Annotated in this window: 20 protein-coding genes; 16 read left to right on the top strand and 4 right to left on the bottom strand. The window is 52.0% G+C overall.

Annotation, left to right across the window (positions count from 1 at the left end; genetic code table 11):
• Window positions 1-102 precede the first annotated feature (102 nt).
• From KB236_07550 to KB236_07490, 13 genes are all read left to right on the top strand, one after another.
• A complete protein-coding gene (locus KB236_07550; protein ID UIF28402.1) occupies window positions 103-741 on the top strand; it encodes a TetR/AcrR family transcriptional regulator in 639 nt (212 codons plus the stop codon).
• A 145-nt stretch (window positions 742-886) separates the two neighbouring features.
• Complete coding sequence (locus KB236_07545) at window positions 887-2,074, top strand: MFS transporter (protein ID UIF28401.1); 1,188 nt, start codon at window positions 887-889, stop codon at window positions 2,072-2,074.
• 109 nt (window positions 2,075-2,183) lie between these two features.
• Window positions 2,184-3,368, top strand: a complete 1,185-nt coding sequence (locus KB236_07540; protein UIF28400.1) for an MFS transporter — start codon at window positions 2,184-2,186, stop codon at window positions 3,366-3,368.
• 55 nt (window positions 3,369-3,423) lie between these two features.
• Window positions 3,424-4,266, top strand: a complete 843-nt coding sequence (locus KB236_07535) for an aldo/keto reductase (protein UIF28399.1) — start codon at window positions 3,424-3,426, stop codon at window positions 4,264-4,266.
• Window positions 4,267-4,438: 172 nt separating this feature from the next.
• Window positions 4,439-5,461, top strand: a complete 1,023-nt coding sequence (locus tag KB236_07530; protein ID UIF30322.1) for an ADP-ribosylglycohydrolase family protein — start codon at window positions 4,439-4,441, stop codon at window positions 5,459-5,461.
• 14 nt (window positions 5,462-5,475) lie between these two features.
• On the top strand, window positions 5,476-6,840 hold the full coding sequence (locus KB236_07525) for a cytosine permease (GenBank protein UIF28398.1): 1,365 nt from the start codon (window positions 5,476-5,478) through the stop codon (window positions 6,838-6,840).
• A gap of 1 nt (window position 6,841) precedes the next feature.
• Complete coding sequence (locus KB236_07520) at window positions 6,842-7,726, top strand: bifunctional hydroxymethylpyrimidine kinase/phosphomethylpyrimidine kinase (GenBank protein ID UIF28397.1); 885 nt, start codon at window positions 6,842-6,844, stop codon at window positions 7,724-7,726.
• On the top strand, window positions 7,723-7,878 hold the full coding sequence (locus KB236_07515) for a hypothetical protein (protein UIF28396.1): 156 nt from the start codon (window positions 7,723-7,725) through the stop codon (window positions 7,876-7,878). The genes KB236_07520 and KB236_07515 overlap by 4 nt, the downstream gene beginning before the upstream one ends.
• Window positions 7,879-7,965: 87 nt before the next feature.
• A complete protein-coding gene (locus KB236_07510; GenBank protein UIF28395.1) occupies window positions 7,966-8,535 on the top strand; it encodes a TetR/AcrR family transcriptional regulator in 570 nt (189 codons plus the stop codon).
• Window positions 8,536-8,649: 114 nt separating this feature from the next.
• Entirely contained in the window at window positions 8,650-9,078 is a 429-nt protein-coding gene (locus KB236_07505) for a MerR family transcriptional regulator (protein UIF28394.1), read from the top strand.
• A gap of 17 nt (window positions 9,079-9,095) precedes the next feature.
• Window positions 9,096-9,506 carry a cupin domain-containing protein gene (locus KB236_07500; protein ID UIF28393.1) on the top strand — a complete coding sequence of 137 codons (411 nt, stop codon included), beginning with the start codon at window positions 9,096-9,098 and terminating at the stop codon, window positions 9,504-9,506.
• A gap of 13 nt (window positions 9,507-9,519) precedes the next feature.
• The gene (locus KB236_07495) at window positions 9,520-9,840 is read left to right on the top strand and encodes a carboxymuconolactone decarboxylase family protein (GenBank protein UIF28392.1); all 321 of its coding nucleotides are present in this window, start codon (window positions 9,520-9,522) and stop codon (window positions 9,838-9,840) included.
• 153 nt (window positions 9,841-9,993) lie between these two features.
• Window positions 9,994-11,124 carry an endoglucanase gene (locus KB236_07490; protein UIF28391.1) on the top strand — a complete coding sequence of 377 codons (1,131 nt, stop codon included), beginning with the start codon at window positions 9,994-9,996 and terminating at the stop codon, window positions 11,122-11,124.
• A gap of 37 nt (window positions 11,125-11,161) precedes the next feature.
• Here the strand turns inward: KB236_07490 and KB236_07485 are convergent, their stop codons facing one another.
• The 4 genes from KB236_07485 to KB236_07470 form a co-directional block, all read right to left on the bottom strand.
• Window positions 11,162-12,490 carry an Nramp family divalent metal transporter gene (locus tag KB236_07485; GenBank protein UIF28390.1) on the bottom strand — a complete coding sequence of 443 codons (1,329 nt, stop codon included), beginning with the start codon at window positions 12,488-12,490 and terminating at the stop codon, window positions 11,162-11,164.
• A complete protein-coding gene (hemH, locus tag KB236_07480) occupies window positions 12,477-13,424 on the bottom strand; it encodes a ferrochelatase (protein ID UIF28389.1) in 948 nt (315 codons plus the stop codon). The genes KB236_07485 and hemH overlap by 14 nt, the downstream gene beginning before the upstream one ends.
• A gap of 144 nt (window positions 13,425-13,568) precedes the next feature.
• Window positions 13,569-14,510 carry a 1,4-beta-N-acetylmuramidase gene (locus KB236_07475; GenBank protein UIF28388.1) on the bottom strand — a complete coding sequence of 314 codons (942 nt, stop codon included), beginning with the start codon at window positions 14,508-14,510 and terminating at the stop codon, window positions 13,569-13,571.
• Between the two features lie 174 nt (window positions 14,511-14,684).
• Complete coding sequence (locus tag KB236_07470) at window positions 14,685-15,611, bottom strand: matrixin family metalloprotease (GenBank protein UIF28387.1); 927 nt, start codon at window positions 15,609-15,611, stop codon at window positions 14,685-14,687.
• A gap of 218 nt (window positions 15,612-15,829) precedes the next feature.
• Here KB236_07470 and KB236_07465 point away from each other — a divergent pair, with 218 nt between their 5' ends.
• Genes KB236_07465 through KB236_07455 form a run of 3 tightly spaced genes read left to right on the top strand, consistent with a single transcriptional unit; the run spans window position 15,830 to window position 20,697 of the window.
• Window positions 15,830-16,390: a DNA-3-methyladenine glycosylase I gene (locus tag KB236_07465; GenBank protein UIF28386.1), complete on the top strand. Its 561-nt coding sequence runs from the start codon at window positions 15,830-15,832 to the stop codon at window positions 16,388-16,390.
• Between the two features lie 14 nt (window positions 16,391-16,404).
• A complete protein-coding gene (locus KB236_07460; protein UIF28385.1) occupies window positions 16,405-17,535 on the top strand; it encodes an exonuclease SbcCD subunit D in 1,131 nt (376 codons plus the stop codon).
• A 3-nt stretch (window positions 17,536-17,538) separates the two neighbouring features.
• Entirely contained in the window at window positions 17,539-20,697 is a 3,159-nt protein-coding gene (locus KB236_07455) for an SMC family ATPase (GenBank protein UIF28384.1), read from the top strand.
• Window positions 20,698-21,087: the final 390 nt, after the last annotated feature.

Below are 21,087 nucleotides of genomic sequence, written 5' to 3'. Positions count from 1 at the left end.
AGATTAGTACAGTCGATTGCCGATTGCGGAGGTCACGGACTCACCGCGACCGGCAATCCGTATTCGTGAAAATCAACAAACAACGAGGAAAGGGTGAGCGGTGTGGAACCAAATATTTTTGTCAATTACCGCGATTGGTTGGATCAGCAGAAGATGCCGCGCGGTAAGAAGGCAGCGTTGGTGGCTGCCATGGAACTCTTTTCGGAAGAAGGCTTTGACGGTACTTCAACGGTGGATATCGCTAAGGCAGCCGGCATTAGTCAGGCAACTATCTTTAAGTATTTTCATACCAAGCAAGACTTGATGTTTGCCATCGTGCGACCGGTAATGGAGCACTTCTTTCCCGCGTATCGGGATGAGTTTTTTGCCGGAATTGCCAGACAGGAAACGCTGCCTGAAATGGTCCGCTTTATGGTGACCGACCGGTATCACTTTGTAGCTGGTAATCTTGAAGCCGTGAAAATTCTGGCGATGGAAATGATGACCAATGAAGAGCTACGACAACTCTTTGGTAAATTAGTTTCAACGAATGACTTTGACTTCTTGGGTGAGTTGCTGAAGAACTTTCGACGAACTGGTGAATTGCGAGACGATATCGATGCGGCGGGAATTGTCCGGATTTTTGGTGGACAGCTGGTGGTTTATCTCGTTCAACGGAATTATGCACCAGTCTTGGTGCACGACGAGGAACAGGACCTCGAGATTATTGCCAAACAAATTATTCGCACGATTAAGAAATAAATGAAACGGTTAGTTGCCTGAGGGGACTAGCCGTTTTTTTGATTCTCGTGTAACCTAGAGGGTAAAGCCAATGCGTTAACCAGACTAGCGGTTACGCTGGCAACGAAAAACGCCGATAATCTCGGTAAACGAAAGGAAGTCAACCATGTCGAAGTACCGTCTCCAAACGATCCTCTTTGTTTTGACCTCGTTTATGTTGGGGTGTAATGAATTTATAGTAGTTGGGGTGATCTCGGATATTTCCCAATCACTCAATGTTTCGGTGGCCACGGTGGGGTATCTGGTCACGATTTTTGCGACGACCTTTGCCGTCAGCACACCGTTTATTACGGTCCTGACGAATCGCTTTAGTCGCTATAAGACGCTGATGGTGCTGATGCTGATATTCCTGGTGGGAAACACGCTGAGCGGTTTTGCCACGAGCTATGGTATGTTGCTGTTGGCACGGATGATGACGGCGATTGTGGCCGGAGCCATTGAATCCTTTATCATTGCCTTTGCCAACGACATTGCGCCGCATGACAAACGGGCGGTCCTGATTGCTTGGATTTCCGCCGGGTTCAGTATCGCCTCGGTTATTGGGGTGCCAATTGGGGTGGCGATCAGTACCGCCGATAGTTGGCACGCGGCCTTCCACGTGATCTCGGTAATTACGCTGGTCACGTATATCTTATTGGCCTGGTTATTGCCGCGTCACGTGCAGCAGGTCAAGGGTGGCGTGAAGGATCAGTTGGTCTTTCTAACCGATAAACGGGTGTATCTTGGCATTGCGGTCAACCTCTTCATGGCGGCGACGATGTACGCGTACTATACGTACATTCGACCACTGATTACCACCAGCATGGGCTTTAGCCTGACGAGTCTGAACTGGTTGCTCTTCATCTTGGGAATCATGAGTATCATCAGTAATCGGTTGTCGGGAGCGCTAGCCGAACGCGGCGGATTACGGCCGCTCCCGTGGTTCTACATCGTCGATATTGCCTTGTTACTCTTTTTGCCGGTGGCGTTAAATAGCCAGGTGCTGGGCTTTGGCGTGCTTCTGATTCTGACGTTAATCGTCACAATCGCCGGGGCGCCGATTCAAATTCACTTCCTCGACGTGGCCGCCGAAAGTTACCCGCAGGCGACTATGCTGGCTTCGTCGGTGAGTCCGATTTCCTTTAATATCGGTATCTCGGTGGGGTCGGCCACGGCTTCGTTGATGTTAGGGCAAGTTGGACTACAGAATGTCAGCTTCGGGGCGGCAGGATACGCCTTGCTCTCGCTAGTGTTAGTGGTCATCTTGAACAGAGTCATTGCCGTTCATCAACGTTTAGCAGCGGTTGAAAAATAATTTTTTATTGGGGACGTTTTCATAAGACGTCCGACTGCTCGTTTTCTAGAAGGTAGTGTATTCTGATAGGTAGCGAGTGAAAATATTGAGAGTCAGAGGAGAAAATATCGTGAACAAGTATCGTTGGCAAGCCATCGTCTTTGTCCTGGTGGCATTTATGTTGGGGTGTAATGAATTTATTGTGGTTGGGGTACTCTCCGACATTGCAAAGGAATATCAAATTCCGGTCGCCACGGTCGGTTATTTGGTAACGATCTTTGCGACGGTCTATGCGGTCAGCACGCCGTTTATCACGGTGCTAACCAGTCGCTTTAGTCGGTACAAGACGCTCATGACGCTGATGGGAATCTTCTTAGTGGGGAACACGTTGAGTGGATTCGCCATGAATTACCCGGTCCTGCTGCTGTCACGGATGATGACGGCGATGGTGGCTGGCGCGATTATTTCTTTAATCATGACGTTTGCCAGTTCCATCGCACCGCGAGAGAAGCGGGCGTCTCTGGTCTCGTGGATCTTCGCAGGCTTCAGTATCGCCTCGGTTTTCGGGGTGCCGATTGGGACGGCGATTAGTACCAGCTATAGCTGGCACGACGCCTTTTACCTCATCTCCGTGATTAGTGCCGTAACCTGCGTTTTGCTGGGGTGGTTATTGCCACGGCAGGTTGAGCAGGTACAGGGGAGTATCAAAAATCAGCTGGTCTTACTTAAGGACCGCCGAATCTACGTCGGCATTGCGTTAGTACTCTTTACGGCGGCGACGATGTACGCGTACTACACCTACATTCGGCCGTTACTGACGACCGCGTTGGGCTTTAGCACACAGAGCCTGAACTGGTTGTTATTCCTCATTGGGATTATGAGTATTATCAGCAACCGTCTATCCGGGATGCTGGCCGAGCGAAATGGACTACGGATTATGCCCCGCTTTTACATTGCCGATGTGATCTTGCTGGCGGTGTTGCCAGTTGGGTTGGCCTTTAAGTTCGGGGGACTCGGAATTTTACTGGTACTCAGTCTGATTGTGACGATTATCAACTCACCCATTCAGATTCACTTCTTAAACATTGCGGAGGAAGAGTACCCACAATCAACGGTGTTGGCGTCCTCGTTGAATTCTATTTTCTTCAACTTTGGCATTTCACTGGGCTCGGCTACGGCTTCCGGTTTACTGGGCGTTGTGGGATTAAATCACATCAGTTGGGGTGCGGCGGTCTACGCGACAATTTCACTGGTTTTGGCGGTCATTTTAAATCAGGTGATCAAGCAGCATCGTCGGCAAAATAGTTCCCTTTAAGGACGTTCAGCGTTAAGGTTATCCTAGTTGAACAATTAAACTAGGAGGTTATTTGATGACAGATACACCAACAGTAACGTTTAATGACGGGTGCCAAATGCCGGCGATCGGACTAGGCACGTTTCAAGTTCGTGGCGGTCAGGGCGTCAACCAGATCTTAGCGGCGATTAAAGATGGCTACCGCAGTCTGGATTCGGCGACCAACTACGACAATGAAGGGGCCGTGGGCGAGGCGATTCGCCGCTCTGGGTTGCCTCGTTCGGCCTTCTTTGTGACTTCGAAATTACCGGGAAAATATCACCAGTATGCCGACGCCACCATGGCCATTCAGGAATCACTCTATCGTATGGGACTGGATTATTTCGATTTATTCCTTATCCACTGGCCATTGCCTAAGCGTGACCACTACGTCGAAGCTTGGCAGGCCCTGATTGATGCCCAATCCCGTGGGTTGATTCGCTCGATTGGGGTTTCCAACTTTGAGCCAGAACATCTGGATCGTCTGGTCAAGGAGACGGGAGTCACACCGGCTGTCAATCAGATCGAAGCCCATCCTTACTGGAACAATCAGCGGATGTTAACGGCCGACCAGCAGCGAGGCATTGTGACCGAGGCGTGGAGTCCACTGGGTCGCGGTAGCGCGGCGCTAAAGGAACCTCTGATTCAGAAATTGGCGAAGAAATACGCGAAGAACGTGGGCCAGATTATCCTGCGTTGGCATTTTCAACGAGGAATTGTGCCAATTCCTAAGGCCAGCAACCTGCTGCATCAGCGCTCTAACCTGAACATTTTTGACTTTAATCTGACGCCCGAAGAAATGAGTGCCATCAACGACTTGAACCGTGCGGATGGCCGAGTGGATGGTCAGGATCCCAATGAATACGAAGAATTTGATTAATCGCTTTTAACGTATAGCTTATCGGGCTATACGTTTTTTTGTAGTCAAATTTGGCAATATACACGAATAATAATATAAATAAATTTGTAAGTGTTCATTTCTGACAAGGTCAGCGACTTCCGGTATAGTGGGGATATTCAATTTTTAGGAGGGGGTGAATGAAGTGGGGAAAATGAATCAAGATCGCCTGACCGACCGGATTCGCGGCGTACTGTATGGTCAGGCCATCGGAGATGCCATGGGGATGCCCACGGAGCTCTGGTCGGTTGCCCAGATTCAGCGGACATATCCCGCCGGCATCACGGATTTTGTGACCGGTCCACGCACAAACACCATCGCCATGAACTATTTGCGGGGACAATATACGGATGATACCAGTCAAGCGCTGCTGATTTTAGACAGTCTGCGCGCACAGCGGTGGGAGGTCTCGCCGACTGACTTGGCGCAACGGTTCTTAGCTTGGGCGAAATCAGTCCACGCCTTTGAGCGCAATATTCTCGGTCCCAGTTCGAAGGCGGCGTTGCTCGCCATCCAGGCAGGCCAAGACCCGCAGCATGTCACGCGACAGGCCGTCACCAATGGCTGTGCTATGCGAATTGCACCGATCGGAACGCTGTTTACGCCGGAACAGTTACCTGAGCTGGTAAAAATGGTGGTCGCCATCACGCGCGTGACCCACGCCACGGATGTTGCTTTTAGCGGTGCGGCCATGATTGCCGGTGCGGTCACGGCCGCGTTGGCCGATCAGGATTGGGACGCACTTCTTGAGTGGGCAATCATGGCTGGTGATGCTGCCAAACGCCTGGGGACGCCGACATGGGCCGCTAGTCCTCAGGCCCGGTTACGCTTGGGACTGGAGATTGCTCGGGCCACGCAGGGCGATCCGGCCGAATTTACCCGGCAACTCACCGAACTGGTGGGGACCGGTACGGCGGTGAGTGAATCGGTGCCGGCGGCCTTGGCGTTAGCCTACTACACGCGTGATCTGCGGCAGTGTGCGCTCCTAGCGGCGAATCTTGGTGGGGATACCGATACGATCGGGGCGATGGCCGTCGCCGTTTGCGGCGCTAAGCTCGGCTACCATTGCTTGCCATTGGGGTGGGGAAGTCTCATCGATCAACAGAATCCGCAGCATCATTTATCGACCTACGTGACGGCGATTGTCGCCTGCCGTAATCAACAAATACATAACTGAGGAGTTTGGAAAATATGAATGGGGAAACACTGAAAGTACCACAGAAAGACAAGACGTTAACGCCGGGAAAACTGTTTTACAATTGGTTTGCGGCCAACATCGGCATCATGGGAATTGTATTCGGTGCGATTATTGTGAGCTATCATCTCTCGTTTGTTCAGGCCACGCTGGCTTCACTGGTTGGGGCACTGTCCTTCGTCTTTCCCGGTTGGGTCGCCATGATTGGCAAACGTGAGGGTGTCACAACGTTTAAACTCTCTCGGGCCGCATACGGGACGCAGGGAAATAAATTGCCCAACGGGATTGCTTGGGTCAACATGGTGGGGTGGCTCGCCATCAACGTCATTACGGGGACCCTCCTGTTGGTCTCGCTCCTACAAGTCGTCCACGTTGCCAAGTCCGGCGTAGTGATGGCTATTGCCTTAGCCGTCTTTGCTGGGGTAGTCATTCTATCGGGATTGGTAGATGAAGCCTTTCTAGCCAAGATTCAAACCTGGCTGTCGTGGATCTTTGGGGCGCTAACGGTCGTCATCTTAATTTTGTTCTTGATGAAAGCCGATTGGCAACAGGCCCTGGCTCGACCGTCTGGTAAATGGTTAGGCGGGTTTTGGCCGGCCGTATCCATTGTCGCTGCCGGTTCCGGGATTAGTTGGTCCATGGCCGCGGCGGATTGGGGCGCCTATGTTAAACCCCAGGCCACGCAACGTGCGACCTTTTGGCATACATTGTTGGGTGGCGCGGTACCATTATTCATCCTCATGTGGGGTGGTGTGCTCCTCAGTACTGTTGAACCGGGACTGGCCAGTGCTGCGAATCCCATTGACGTGATGAGTCGTGCCCTGCCTTCATGGATGACGGTGATTTACTTCTTAGTCGCCGCTGGTGGATTGATTCCCCAGTGTATTATCAGTCTGCGTTCAGCACGGATTAATCTGGAAACGGTGGGAATTCACATTTCTCAGCCGCATTCACTGTTGCTTCACGGGGCAATTGTCATTTTGATTCCCGTCTACGTGCTTTTTGTGGCGGAAGACTTTATGGGGAATTTCGAATTATTCTTGGGCTTTTTGGGCACGTGCCTAGCCGCATGGGTCGCCGTCTTTCTCTGTGACAGCGTGCTTTATCGCCGTGAGGGGTATGCCGTGAGTGAGATGATGTTGTCCTCGACCAATCGCTATAATTGGAAAGGAATCAGCTCCTGGATCGTGGCGGTGGTGACCGGCTTTCTATTCACGAATAACGCAGTGTGGAATGGGCCGTTTGCACAGGGAATCTTCCGGGATAACAGCTTAGGCGTATTCATCGCTGGCTTGGCGGCGGTGATCTGCATGCTGGTGCTACGGCCCATTGGGAAACGACTGACTGAGGAGGTCGAGTAACGTGGGACGGGTATTGGTCATTGGCGCCGCCTATGTGGACGTTGTGATTAACGTTCAGCGGTTGCCACAAAGTGGAGAAGATGTTGCTGGTGAGTGGCGCAGTACGCAAGTGGGTGGGTCGGCCTTTAACGTTCAGCGGGCCTTGACGTATGCGGGTGTCACGGCCGATCTCCTGGCACCGATTGGTCGCGGCGAACACGCGACAATTGTGCGGTCAACCTTTGACCGCTTGAAGATTCCGATACGCCTAGAGGATTCACGGGCGGACAACGGCTGGGATATTTCCTTTGTCGAGGCCACTGGTGAGCGGGCGTTTCTGTCCATTAGTGGTGTCGAACGGTATTGGCAGGCGGCGTGGTTTTCACGTCTCGACTTAGCCGCCTACGATTACGTCTATCTTTCCGGTTATGAGCTGGAGGATCCACAGGCGGCCGCGGTCATTTTAACAGCGCTGCAGCGCCACCCACAATTACGGGTGCTGTTTGACACGTCACCACGCGTTAGCCAGTTGGCGCCAGCAGTTATCGAGCAGCTGATTCGGCCGGGCGTCATCATTCATGGGAACGCGGTCGAGATTCAACAGTTGGGTGCGCCCACAGAAACCTACCAGGCCATCGCGCAGCGGTTGAATGCTCAGACAGAAGCACCGGTCGTCGTCACGCTGGATGCCCAGGGATGTTACTACGTCGATCATGGCGTGGGGACGATGGTTCCCGGCGAAGCGACGCAGGTGGTGAATACGATTGGCGCCGGCGACACGCACTGCGGTGGTTTATTGGCTGAATTGGCGACCGGACATGCGGTAGCGACGGCCGTTCAACGCGCTAACCAGTTGGCCGCCCGGGTGGTCGCGCAACGTGCCGGTGCCTTGGAGCGTCAATCATGATTGAAGATAAGCAGATTAAGACCGAGCAACGGGCATGGCTGACGCGTAGTTTTCTGCTGGCTATGTTGGGCAGTGGTCTGATAGGTGGCGGGTACGGTCAGGCTTGGGTGTCGTTAGCCGATCTTTTTTCTCGTGATCGCCCGAAGAAATAAGCGTGGGAGCCCCATGATTGATTTGGTTTAAGACACCTATTCAAGGTATAATAGGAAGTATTGAACACTTCAGAAAGAGGCGAGAACGTGGTAAAACGGCGAACATTAACCAGAGAGATTGTGTTGGATCAGGCGAACCGGTTGATCGCGGAGCGGGGATTGGAAAACCTGACGATCCGGGCCTTAGCGGATGCCTTGGAGATTCGACCGCAATCCGTTTATAACTACGCGGATAGTTTGAATGATTTGCTCGATCAAGTGGGGCTACGCTTCGTCAATAAGTTGACTGATCGGTTGATGCATCGTTTGTTTGGCGTGGGTGGAAAAGAAGCCTTAATGGTCTTTGCCCAGGAATTCCGGAAGGGGTGTCGTCAGGAAAAACACCTGGCGCCCATTTTAATGAATTCCAATGACTTACGTCAATTAAAGCGAACGCATCAAGCCTTATGGGACTTGTATAAGCAAATGTTTGAGAGCCTGCACGTACTGGAAGGGGCCGATAATCCCAACTTAGTTGAATCGACGTTGTATCGTTCGGCCCTGTTTGGCTTTATCATGCAGGAACTGGGGGGGTACTTGAAGTTGCCGCAGAAGCGGATTGACGAACGGTTCCAGCAGATGATGCAGTTAGTCATCGATCAGATGACATTGGAATAGATTAAGGGTCGGGCGGCGCGTCCGGCTTTTTTATTTTTTATCAAATTCAGCTTGACTTAAAGTGCACTCTAAGGTGTTTACTAGGACTTGTTAGGAAGCGAAGGAGGTGGCGACATGGTAGAGACGAACCGTCGTTATCGGATTGGCGAATTTGCCAAATTAGTGGGTCTATCCACGTATACGTTGCGGTACTACGAGGACCAGGGCCTGATTAAGTCTCATCGCGATGAGGCTGGCATCCGTTACTACACGGATTTGGATATTCGGTGGGTAGGGTTCATCTTACATTTGAAGGGCACCGGCATGCGACTCAATGAGCTTAAACGTTACGTGACGTTGCGGGCCCAGGGCGACGCAACGATTCCCGAACGCCGGGAGATGTTGCAGAAAACTAAGGATGATGCTGAGGCCGATATTGCCGAACTACAGATGCATCTGCAAGTGCTACGTCACAAGATTGACTGGTACGACGGTAAGCTGGACCAGACCATCGCCGATTCCGAGAGTTTCCACGATTATTTGCAACGCTTTAACCAAGAATAGCAAAGGAGTGCATGAATTTGGCAAAAAATGAAGAAGTCAAAAATGGTGTGATTTTTCCTGCTGGCGACAAGAACGTGGCCTATCAGGATGTTTTCACCGGACAAAGTTACTTACAAGGATTAGTCAATGATCCCGACGTCAGTGTGGGGGTTGGTAACGTGACGTTTGAACCCGGTTGCCGGAACAACTGGCATATTCACCACAACGGCTTTCAAATTTTACTGGTAACTGGCGGCGAAGGCTGGTACCAGGAAGCCGGTCAACCCGCACGGCGCTTACATCCTGGTGACGTGGTGGTTACTAAAGATGGTGTTAAGCATTGGCACGGTGCGACGAAGGATAGCTGGTTCAGCCACATCGCCATCACCGCGGGCACGCCAGAATGGTTGGAACCCGTTGACGATGCTCATTACGACGCTTTAGACTAGGAGGTTACGGATAATGGCAAAGAAACAAACGGCTGGTCGGGATAATTTAGGTGAATTTGCCCCTAAATTTGCCGAGTTAAATGATGATGTTTTATTCGGGCAAGTGTGGTCGCGTGAGGACAAGCTGTCCGCTCATCAACGGAGTCTGATTACCATTTCCGCCTTGATTTCGGCGGGGAATTTTGAACAATTGCCCGCCCACCTGAAGATTGGCAAGGGCAATGGCATCACCAAGGATGAAATCTCCGAAGTGATTACGCATTTAGCCTTCTACGTGGGTTGGCCTAAGGCTTGGTCCGCATTTGTCATTGCCAAGGAAATCTTTAAAGACTAGACAGAATTGACGTCCGGGGCCCCTTCCTGGACGCCTTTTTTTGCTAATTTTTTCTAGGCCATTTCCAGCAGACTGAGTCATTTTGGACGACAAGTTGTGAGAAAAGTTACATAATAAAACATAAAGACGCATCAAAAAGGGGACTGATTTGGGATGCAGAAACGTAAAATTTTCGCTGGCCTTCTCGGTATGTTAGCTGTGAGTGGCTTGGTCATGGGCTTAAATGTATTACGACCAACGACCGCACAGGCTAAGACCAGCCAGGCCGTGACGCAGTACCGGCAGTGGAAGAAGGCCTACGTTGGTGGAAAGACGCAAAAGTACGTGAAGTCTAATAACGGTCAGGGCGCAACCACGGCGCTGTCTGAGGGACAGGGCTACGGGATGTTAGCGACCGTCCTGGCGGCCAAGAAGGGGGCCAAGACCCAGACGACATTTAACCAGATGTATAAATACTACCGGGCGCATCGCGTTTCCAGCAAGGTGCCGCTCATGCAGTGGCAACAGACCAAGCGTGGTGGCAAGATGACCAGCACGGGCTCGCAACGAAATTCTGCAACGGATGGCGACTTGGATATCGCCTACGCCTTAATCTTGGCGGACAAGAAGTGGGGCAGTAAGCACACCAATTACCGGGCCGCAGCCAAGAAGCTGATCAAGGCCATTAAGCAAAAAGAAATCAATCATACGACCTACCTGCCGACGATGGGCAACTGGGCCACAAATAGTTATGATTTGAGCAAATTGCGGACCTCCGACCTGATGACGGGGTACTTCAAGACGTTCGCTACCTACACCAAGGATGGGACGTGGACGAAGGTAGCCAAGCGTAGCCAGTCGGCCGTGAAGAAACTCAGTGCGCGTCACAAGACGGGGCTGTTCCCTGATTTTATCCTGGTGACGGGAAAGAGTCTGAAGCTGAAGGCCGTGAAACCATATAGCATCGAATCCAGCACGGATAATCAGGTGGGTTACAATGCTAACCGGGTACCTTGGCGGCTAGCGCAAACCTACAAGATTCGCAAGGATAGTACGACCAAGAAGGCGCTGTTGAAGCAGTTGAAATTCTTCAATCGTAAGAAAAAAATCACCGCGGTCTACACGTTAGGTGGCAAGGCGGTCAATTCTTATGAAAATACGGCGTTCACAGCCCCCGTTCATTTTGCCGCGAAGACGTTGAAACAAACTGGACTGAAGAACAAGACGGCTAAGCAATTGCCGCGGACCATCGAAAAACACAATTATTATTCGGCTACATTACAGGTGGTTACCGGGTTACAGTAACCGAAAAAACTCTCGACAGGACTTGTCGGGAGTTTTTTTAGAAGAGATCACGTAATAATTGCAGATTGAATACGGTAATGACGGCAGTGAGCAGGTAACCTAAGGCGGTGACCCAGCGCCGATTGGCGTGTTCACCGAGAAGCTGGGTGCTACCAGTGAGGGCCACCATCGGAAATAGCGTAAAGGGAAGGGCCACACTCAACGTGACCTGTGCGTAGACGATGAGGTGCTCAAACGTTCGGTCGTTAAAGCCGATGAGCCACCCAATGAGGAGAATCGGAATGAGCGTGACGAATCGTGTCAGTAGTCGTCGTTGCCAGAGTGGTAGGCGAATGTGAATGTAACCTTCCATCACGATTTGACCGGAGAGGGTACTGGTGATAGAGGAGATTAATCCGGTGATGAGGAGCGCAAAGGCGAAGAGCCAGCTCATGACGGGACTGGCCAGACTACCGACAATCGCCGAATTTTTAAGCCCTGTGAAGACGGCTTGCAGGCTGGTGAGTTGGCCCGTGCGCCCGAAGAAGAGAGTGCCGCCTAGGATCAGCAGTAGCGCGTTGACAATTAGCGCCGCAATTAGGTGGACGTTGGAGTCCCATTTGCCAAATCGCAGCGCCTCGTTGACTTGCTGAGGATCATGGTAGTCGTAGCGCCGACTCTGCGCCAAGGATGAATGCAGGTAAAGGTTGTGGGGCATGATGGTCGCACCAATGATACCGACACTGAGAATCAAGCGGCGGTGGTCCGTCAACAGGCTAGTTGTGGGCACGACGCCCCGCAGAATCGCCGGCAGGGCGGGATGTGCGCGGGCGACTTCAATGGCAAAGATGACGCCCACGGTCAGGATGGCGGCCAAGACAATGAATTCGACGCGTCGAATCCCAAAGCGCAGAAATAAGAGCACAATCAGAACGTCCGCAATCGTCAACAGAATGCCGTAGACTAGCGGCAGGCCGAAGAGAAGCTTCAACGCGATGGCGGTACCTACCACGCCCGTCAGATCGGTAGCCATCATGGCGATTTCGTTGAGAATCCACAGTGTGAACCGTAGCGGCGTCGGTACCCGCTCGGCGATTGCCTGGGCCAGGTCGCGGCGGGCCACCACGCCCAACTTAATGGCGAGGGTCTGCATGAACATGGCAACCAGAATGGAAAGCGTCAACACGGCCAGTAATTGGTAGCGGTACTGGCTGCCACCCGCTAGTGAAGTTAGCCAGTTGCCGGGATCCATGTAGCCCACGGCGACCAGGGCCCCCGGTCCGCTATAGGCGAGAAATTTTTGGAAAAATGAGGCACCATAGTTGGGAACGGCCACACTACGGTTGACCTCGTCTAGACTGGGACGTTGAGGTTCAGGCATGGCCATCACGCGCCCTTCGTTGCGCCAACGCGGCGAGGAATTTTGCAAAGCGCGGGTCGTCGTTCATGGGCGGCACCAGCTGAAAGTTATCGCCGCCACTGGCCTTGAACGTCTGGTAATTTTGAACGTAATCTTCCTCCAAGGTCTCCAGACAGTCGGCCACGAAGGACGGTGTGGCAATTAGAACATTTCGTTTGCCCAATTCGACGAGTTGCATGAGCGTATTTTTTAAGTACGGTTTCTGCCACGGCATCGGCCCAAACTTGGACTGATAGACGGTCTGAACCTTCTCAGCAGGTAAGTCCGGTAGGCGCTCGAGTACGCCGCGTGTCGTGGCCTGGCATTCGTCGGGATAGGGGTCGCCGTGCGCCACCATCGCGCTAGGAATGCTGTGGTAACTGAAGAGAACGGCGTCGAAATCAGCCTGCTGGTAGGCGTGCCAGACCTGATCGGCCAACAAGTCGAGGTAGGCCGGTTCCTGGTAGAAGTGGCGAATGGTCAGGAGTTCGGCATCACTAGCTGAAGCTTGTTTGAAGATACCACCATGCGTGCTCTGGGTGTATTGGGGGAAGAGAGGCAGGAGAACAACGTGTTCACAGCCCTGACGGACCATATCGTTTAGCGTCTGTGCAATGTCCGGTTCACCATAGGTCATGGCGTACCGGACCTGCCAGTCGGGTAATAACTGTTGGACCTGCTGGGCGATCCGTTGCGTATAAACGACGAGAGGCGATCCCTCCTTGGTCCAGATGTGTTGATAAAAGGTGGCCGAGCGCCAGGACCGTAACGGCAGAATAATCCCCCGTAAAATGGGTTGCCAGAGCGCCGGTGGCATTTCAATCACACTGCGATCACTGAGAAATGTCTTGAGGTAGGCGCGTACATCCGCTGTTTCTGGGGATGCCGGTGAGCCTAAGTTAACGAGTAATAGACCTTGCATACCAATCCCTCCCAAAGATTTCATAGCTTTATCATAGCATAATTAACCGCTTTCAATAACAGCGAATCCACCAGTCTAAGGATGTAAACATGAGATCAAAAAAGGGCCGCTGGCGATGGCCAGTGACCCTTAATAGATGACTGATTAATAAGTTGAAACGTAGGCCTGGTTCGCCGTGACGTACTTACCGTTAGTTAATTGGAAACGGTAGGCGTTCTTGCTGTTCTTGGTGATGGCTTTAACGGCCAACTTCGTCCCAGCAGTAACTTTGGTACTGCGCTTGTTCTTCGTGAATGACGTTGAATTGTATTGGTAGACGGTCTTCTTGGTCTTGATACCACTAACGTCAGTCATGCTCTTGTAGTAGCTAGCTGCACTCTTGGTCTTGCCGGAGAACCACTTATTCACGGCAGAACTATCAAGTACCTTGTTCAAGTCAACGTTGCCACTGATACCGGAGACGCGGCCAGTACTGGTGTATTGCCACAAGTCGACGGACGTGCCGCTGACCTTAGGCTTAACGGAACTGTACTTGGCAATCCAAGTACCATCAAACTTGTCGAAGTTCAGGTTGTGTGCGTTGGCGTAGTATTCGCCGGCGTACATGATTAATGGCTTGTCGGTCAACCCACGCATCGTCTTCAACCAAGCGTTAACGTAAGTTTGTTCCTTACCTTTAGCAGATGGCATCCGCTTTTCTTCATCCAAGACGAAGAACTTCGTATGCTTGTTGCTCCGCTTGTAGAAGTCCTTGGCTTCTTGTTGGGCATCCTTAACGCTGGTGAATTCGGCAAACATGTACTGGCCGAATGGCACGCCGTTCTTGTAAGCACCATTAGCGTTGACGTTACGCTTGCTATCGATCATGTAGCCAGCGTCACCCTTACTCCCGTGTTGAACCCGAATAATCGCGTACTTTAAGTCCTTAGACGCTTTTTTCCAATTGATATTCCCTTGGTATTGCGAGATATCGGCAACTTTCTTACCCGCAGCGTTCGCCGTCGTCGTGTTCAAACTAACCCCAACGGCCAACACAGCTGCAAAAGCCGCGATACCGGCAACCAATTTATGTAACTTAATTTGCATGAATGACATCCTCCTCAGTCTTTACCTGCTATTGTACACGGTGTGACCAGCTAGCAGGTTACTACAGATTTACAATTGATTACAGTTAGATTGCAAGCTCGTGAAAAGCGACAATTTTGGTGAGCAAATAAAAAATACCCGGAACTGAATTCCGGGTAGAAGTTGACGTTAAATTTAGTGAACAGCCGTGTAAATTTTAAGGGCGAGTTTTGCACGGTTCTTATCGGTCTTCGTGACCGGATTATATTTAGACAACCCGGCCTTGACTTTCTTGTAGCTGTAAACGTTGCTGTTACCACTTTCAAAGTACATCAGGTCTGATTTATTCGGTGAATGATTGAGTCCCATCACGTGGCCCAGTTCGTGGGCAATCGTGCTAGCGTACTCGTACATTCGGCCGTTCTTGGCCACCGTGTTGACGCCTTGGACTTCTTTTTCAAGCGTACTGTAAGCCGGCAGAGACTTTTCGACGGATTGCGCTTCGGCGTTGAAGGCGTCCTGGTAGTCGGTGTCAGCAGACGTGATCCCCTTAGCTGCTAAGTTGGCTTTGGCGTGCGATTCAATGGTGTTGGCGTACTTGTTGTAGAACGCATCGTTTAACTGGTTGGTCATGGCGACCCCGATATTTTTGGTTTCGGCCTGATAGTAGGACCACCGAACTTGTAGTCGTTTATTGCTAGGCGTCCACCAGGCGTCACTCTGATCGCTCTTCGTGGCTTTCGCCTTGGAGACGGAGAAGGTCAGGGTATGGTTCTTTTTAGACCCCTGCACGAACTCCTTCTTACCCAGCTTCTTGTTCCAGTAGTTCATGGCGATTTTAACACTGCTCTTGAGTTTGGCGTCCTTGGTGTTGATCCACACCGTAGCTTTGCCGTTCTTCTTCAGAGCGGTTTGGGCGTCAAAGGCTAACTTGTACTTCTTGCCCAAGCTTTTGGCGTTCTTACGGTAGTAGCTCTTGGACTTCTTCAACTTGGCGGCTGAAGGCGTCACGCTGGCTGCTTGTGCTGTGACGGTACTGGTGGCAACAGCCGGCGCGAATAGGAGTGCGGCTGCCGCAGCAATCGCTAACGATCGCGCTTTCAGATGGTGTGCTCTGTGCATGATACTAACCTCCTCAATTCCCCAAAACGTAACATTTACAATAGCATAGCCTTTTCTGCGGGGGCGGTCAAGTAAAAACTGCCTGTTAATTTTTAACTAACATTCTCAATAACGACGGCAATGATGACGGTTTCAAAAATATAGAAGTGAACATTTGTTCGGGCCTTTTCCCGGCGAATCTGGTATAGTAAAGACAACAGAAAAGAGGAGGTTTCACGATGGTTAAACGGTGTGCTTGGGCAATGTCTTCAGCAGCTATGCAACGGTATCACGATGAGGTTTGGTGCCGTCCAGAGCATGACACACGGACGCTGTTTGAATTGCTCTGCTTGGAGACCTATCAGGCGGGATTAAGCTGGCAGACGGTTTTGAATAAGCAGTCAGCCTTTGAAGCGGCGTTCCATTACTATGATATTGCCGCCGTGGCAGCCATGCAGTCGGCTGACATCGATCGGTTGATGACCAATGCGGCGATTATTCGGAATCGCCGTAAATTAGAGGCGACGGTCAATAATGCGCGGGTACTGATGAATTGGCCGGATACGCCCGATTTTGCCACCTGGCTGTGGGACTTTGTTGGGGGACACCCGATCCGCCACAAGGTGACGACAGACGATGAAGTTCCCGCGACAACGGATTTGTCCCAGCACATTTCTCGTGAGTTGAAGAAGCGGGGATTTAAATTTGTCGGGCCCACCACCGTATATTCATTTTTGCAGGGCGCCGGGTTGGTTAATGACCATGTACTGGGTTGTGACTGGGCGCCGGAGAATCAGTAGAGAGGAGAGATGTCATGCGCTTTTTACATACGGCCGATTGGCATATCGGCAAAAAGCTTCACGGTTATGATTTACTGACGGAACAACGGGATGCTTACGAACAGATTAAGGCGATTGCACTTGCGGAGCGGGTCGATGCGGTCGTCATTGCTGGGGATCTTTACGATCGGGCGTTGCCGAGTGAAGATGCTGTCAGTGCCTTGGATGAGATGCTGGTCGACTTGAATCGCCAGCAACATTTGCCGCTGCTAGCCATTAGTGGTAATCATGACTCGGCGGTGCGGCTGGGCCAGGGAAGTGAGTGGTACGCCAGCACCGATTTTTATTTGAAGACGCGGATTGCCGATGGTGTGAAGCCCGTGGTCATGGGGAATACCCAATTTTTTCTGTTGCCGTATTTTGAGCCGTTTGCTGTTCGGCAGTATTTCCACGATGACAGCATTAAGACGGTTGCGGCGGGGATGGAACGATTGGTGGCGGCGATGCAGGCCCAATTTGACCCACAGATGAAGCACGTACTGGTGGCCCATTTCTTTGCGGCTGGCAGCCAACACAGTGACTCGGAAACGTTGGTTCAAGTGGGTGGTCTGAACGCGGTGCCCGTGGATTTGCTGGCACCGTTTGACTACGTTGCCTTGGGCCACTTGCATCGCAAGGAAGCCTTACAGAACGAACCCGTGATTAAATACAGCGGTTCACCGTTGAAATTTTCGACGAGTGAGGCCGAGGATACCAAAGGTGTTTGGATTGTGGATACCGATCAGACGCCAGTCAGCGTGACATTTAAGCCACTGAAGCCCCTCCATGACCTGGTTGTGTTGACTGACTCATTTGACCATTTGATAGATTCCGAGGTGAGCTACCCGGTTTCGGCCGATGACTTTATTGCCGTAGAATTAACGGATACGACGCCGATTGCCAACGTCATGCAGCGGCTAAAGACCCGGTTCCCCAAGATCATTGAACTGCAACGGGTCAACCAACTGGACGTTACACCGACGACGTTAAACATTGAGGAAGTGCAGCGTGACCCGCTGACCTTGTTAGGGGACTTCTTTGACACAGTCACGACCCATGCCTTGACGATGCAGCAACAGACTTGGGCGAAGACGACCTTACAAGATGCCATGAAGGAGGAAAAATAAGCGATGCGACCATTAACCTTACACCTCCAGTTTTTTGGTCCTTATCGGGACGAAAATATCGATTTTCAAAAATTTGACGCCACACCACTCTTTTTAATTAGCGGTAAAACGGGTAGTGGCAAGACCACAATCTTTGATGGCATGTGTTACGCGCTGTTTGACCAGTCTTCCGGGGTGGATAGAGAGCCGCAAGACATGCGGTCGGATTTTGCCACGACTGGTGATCATACCCGGGTGACCTTTACATTTAGTCACCGGAATCGGACGTATCGGATCGTCAGAGAACCTGCTCAGATACTGAAGAAAAAACGGGGAACGGGAGTCAAACGAACAGCTGCGAGCGTTGAACTAACGGTGTTTGAACGGGAAACGGAGATTAAGCAGCTCACCAAAGCTCGGCAAGTCAACGAGTATTTGCAGGAATTGTTACAGATGGACGGCAAGCAATTTGCTCAAATCGTTCTGTTGCCGCAGGGTGAATTTCGTCGATTCTTGGTCGCACCCAGTGAGGATAAGGCCGCTGTGTTGGAGCAATTATTTAACACGGAAATTTTCGCGCGGTGGACGGACCAGCTACGCGATAAACGGCGGCGGGATCGTGCACAGACGGAAAAAGTTGCCCAACAGTTGGAGCAGCTTCAGACGCGACTAATCTGGACTCAGGCGAATCAGGATCGGGCAACGGAACTGTTAGATGCTCATCAGACACCGGCCTTGCTAACACTAGTGGAAGAGCAGCAACAGGCTACGCAGTCAGCGGTGGCGGCGCTCACGGAACAAGTGACAGCCGCGCAGGATCAGGTGACGATGCTGACGAAGCAGGATACTCGAGAAGAGCAGTTGCTACAAGACCGCCAGCAGCTGGTCATTCAGACCGATCGTCAGCAGAAGTTGGCGGCTCAAGCCCCGGCAATGAAGACGGTACAGCAGCAGATTGCGGAGTTGGAGTGGAGTCAAGGTATTCAATCCCAGTGGCAAGAACGGCAGACTGCCCGTCATAACTTGACGCAGCGGCGAACCGCGCTGCAGCAAGCACAGGCTGGGTTGGATCAGGCACAAGCGGCCCACGTGACGGCTACAACTGCTCAGACCGATGCGCAGTCAATTTCCGATCGCATCGCGACGACCAAGGATGAACTGGCCCAACAGGCCAAGATTAAGCCGATTTACCAGCAGATTGCGGCGCTGACCACGCAACTAAGCCAAGGAAAAAAGGACGCGTCGGCTGCCCAACAGACGGTGGTGGCGCTTCAGCAAAAGTTAACGCAGACCAAACAGGAACTGCAGGACCAACAGCAAGTGGTCACTGGTCAGGCGACCCTCTATCAGACGGGTCAACAACTCACCAAACAAGACGGACAGCTCAAGGACTGGAATCGCCAGCTAACGGCGCTCCAAACAGCTGAGCAGCAACAGCAGCAAGAGACAAAGCAGTTAACAGCGCTGCAAACACAGATTGCAACGCAGCGGCAGGCGACGGGTCAGGCTCGCCAGCAGGCGGAAGACTTAAATCAAGAGCTCTTAAACCATGAAATTGTTCGGTTAGTGGGCCAGCTGAAACCGGGCAGTCCCTGTCCCATCTGTGGGGCCACGGATCATCCGTCACCGGCGGCAGTTGCGGATACCACGGTTACAGAGGCCGAAGTCAAACAGGCGCAAGCAGTGGCCCAACAGCAGCAGGATCGTTTAACGCAGTTGACCACGCGGCAACAAAATTTACGGGAAGAGTTAACGACGCGGCAAACCCAGCAGCAAGCGGATGTGCGGGTATTTTGGCAGAGTTTACCCGCAACGGTTGCGGTAGACCCCATGACGTTGCCGGCGGTTGCCCAACGCCTAGCAGATCTAACCAACCAACAACAAGCCGCGTTACGGACGTTACACCAACAGCAGGCCGCCATTACGCAGGCGCAAGCTCAGGTTGACCAACTGAAGAAGCAAGTCACGCAATGCGAGCAGCAATTGCAGACGGCTCAGACAACGCAGCAAGAAAAGACCCGCGCTGTTGACCGCTTAACGGCTCAGTTAACCACCCAACGGCAACAACTACCGGCTACGGCCGCGACGTTAGCCGATTTCAAGCGACAGGAACAACAGCTTCAACAGCAACTAGCGACCGATCAAGCTGCCTGGGAGGCCGTTACCCAACGCGTTAAGCAGGCCACAGATCGGCTAACCGTTGCTACGACTGAGGTCAAGGCGGCCACGGCGGAATTGGAGAAAAGTCAACAGCGCTGTCAAATGGCTGCTGACCAAGTTCAGGCGTTGCTGAGCCAGCATTTTGAGGCGGTCACGCCGGAAACGGAAAGCCAAGTGGCCGCATGCCTCGAACAACTCACGACGTTACCCCAGAAACGCCAACGGGTACAGGACTTTCGGACCCAGCAAGAGCGGGTAACCACCACGATTGCGGAGCTAAAAAAGCGGGTGGCCGACCAACCGGAACCCGATCGGGCACAGACCCAAGCGGCTTTGCAAGCTGCGGCTAAGCAGGTCAACGCGCTACAGGATCAACGCCACAACCAACAGGATCAATTTCAACGTAACGCCGAGACGGTGTCAGCGCTGAAACGTCAGATGGCACAACAGGAAACGGCCCTTAAACGGTCGCAGGAGCTAACGGAGTTGGTCGATGTGGTCAATGGGGATGGTCCCAACAGCAAGCTGGGCTTGGAACGTTACGTGTTGCAGACGTATCTCCGGCAGATTTTAACGGTCGGCAATCAGCGCCTGCAGCAATTGACTAACGGCCGCTATCAGTTCTTGGTGGATGACCAGCCGGCCACGTATAAAAAGAATTCCGGCTTGGAAATTAACGTCTATGACGACCACGTTGGTGAGCAGCGTAGTGTTCATACGCTATCTGGGGGTGAGAGCTTCATTGCCGCCTTGGCACTAGCGCTGGCCTTGGGGGAAGTGATTCAACAGACCACAGGGAGTGTGGATGTCGATGCGCTATTTATTGACGAAGGGTTTGGCTCGTTGGACGAGGATGCCTTGATGACCGCCTTGGAATCATTGGAGACGGTGGAAGGCCAGCACCGCATGATTGGTATTATCAGTCACGTCAGCGAATTACGCGCCCAAGTACCCAACCAGCTCCAAGTGGTTAGCAATGGCAACGGGGAAAGTAAGATTACTTACCAAATTGATGAAGGCTAAGCGGAAATGGGGGAGTAGTCCTGACGAGCATGGTCAGATGCGTGCCGCCAGTTTGGAAACGCAACTGGGACAGGAAATTTACTGCATTCGTTAAGGTTAACCGACTGATGAATTTTACGGTCTGCGTGGATGCCTTCAATGATGGGGATTAGGGTGTCCCTGTAAAAGGGTGTGACACATATCTTTACTGAAGAAAATGAAGGCCCGTCCATCGTGGACACCGGCTAACCATGAGACTGAGTAATTGCTAAATAAACGCAGTCATTTGGTCAGCCAATGATCGCCATAATGGGCAATCTTTTGCCCCACATACGGTTCTGGGGATGAACCGTAAAACGGCGGTGCTATGCGATTTGGCGGGATTTATAAAAATAAGTTATATAATCAACG

It is taken from the genome of Levilactobacillus brevis (assembly GCA_021383565.1).
Lineage (GTDB): Bacteria > Bacillota > Bacilli > Lactobacillales > Lactobacillaceae > Levilactobacillus > Levilactobacillus brevis_B.
The sequence above is the reverse complement of the archived record's forward strand: the minus strand, read 5'-3'. Positions and strand labels throughout refer to the sequence as shown.

What these genes read in the sequence shown, in the direction of transcription:
- KB236_07545 (UIF28401.1), top strand. Translation starts at nt 887, where the DNA reads ATGTCGAAGTACCGTCTCCAAACGATCCTCTTTGTTTTGACCTCGTTT.
- KB236_07535 (UIF28399.1), top strand. Translation starts at nt 3,424, where the DNA reads ATGACAGATACACCAACAGTAACGTTTAATGACGGGTGCCAAATGCCG.
- KB236_07530 (UIF30322.1), top strand. Translation starts at nt 4,439, where the DNA reads ATGAATCAAGATCGCCTGACCGACCGGATTCGCGGCGTACTGTATGGT.
- KB236_07525 (UIF28398.1), top strand. Translation starts at nt 5,476, where the DNA reads ATGAATGGGGAAACACTGAAAGTACCACAGAAAGACAAGACGTTAACG.
- KB236_07515 (UIF28396.1), top strand. Translation starts at nt 7,723, where the DNA reads ATGATTGAAGATAAGCAGATTAAGACCGAGCAACGGGCATGGCTGACG.
- KB236_07505 (UIF28394.1), top strand. Translation starts at nt 8,650, where the DNA reads ATGGTAGAGACGAACCGTCGTTATCGGATTGGCGAATTTGCCAAATTA.
- KB236_07495 (UIF28392.1), top strand. Translation starts at nt 9,520, where the DNA reads ATGGCAAAGAAACAAACGGCTGGTCGGGATAATTTAGGTGAATTTGCC.
- KB236_07490 (UIF28391.1), top strand. Translation starts at nt 9,994, where the DNA reads ATGCAGAAACGTAAAATTTTCGCTGGCCTTCTCGGTATGTTAGCTGTG.
- KB236_07485 (UIF28390.1), bottom strand. Translation starts at nt 12,490, where the DNA reads ATGGCCATGCCTGAACCTCAACGTCCCAGTCTAGACGAGGTCAACCGT.
- hemH (UIF28389.1), bottom strand. Translation starts at nt 13,424, where the DNA reads ATGCAAGGTCTATTACTCGTTAACTTAGGCTCACCGGCATCCCCAGAA.
- KB236_07475 (UIF28388.1), bottom strand. Translation starts at nt 14,510, where the DNA reads ATGCAAATTAAGTTACATAAATTGGTTGCCGGTATCGCGGCTTTTGCA.
- KB236_07470 (UIF28387.1), bottom strand. Translation starts at nt 15,611, where the DNA reads ATGCACAGAGCACACCATCTGAAAGCGCGATCGTTAGCGATTGCTGCG.
- KB236_07465 (UIF28386.1), top strand. Translation starts at nt 15,830, where the DNA reads ATGGTTAAACGGTGTGCTTGGGCAATGTCTTCAGCAGCTATGCAACGG.
- KB236_07460 (UIF28385.1), top strand. Translation starts at nt 16,405, where the DNA reads ATGCGCTTTTTACATACGGCCGATTGGCATATCGGCAAAAAGCTTCAC.
- KB236_07455 (UIF28384.1), top strand. Translation starts at nt 17,539, where the DNA reads ATGCGACCATTAACCTTACACCTCCAGTTTTTTGGTCCTTATCGGGAC.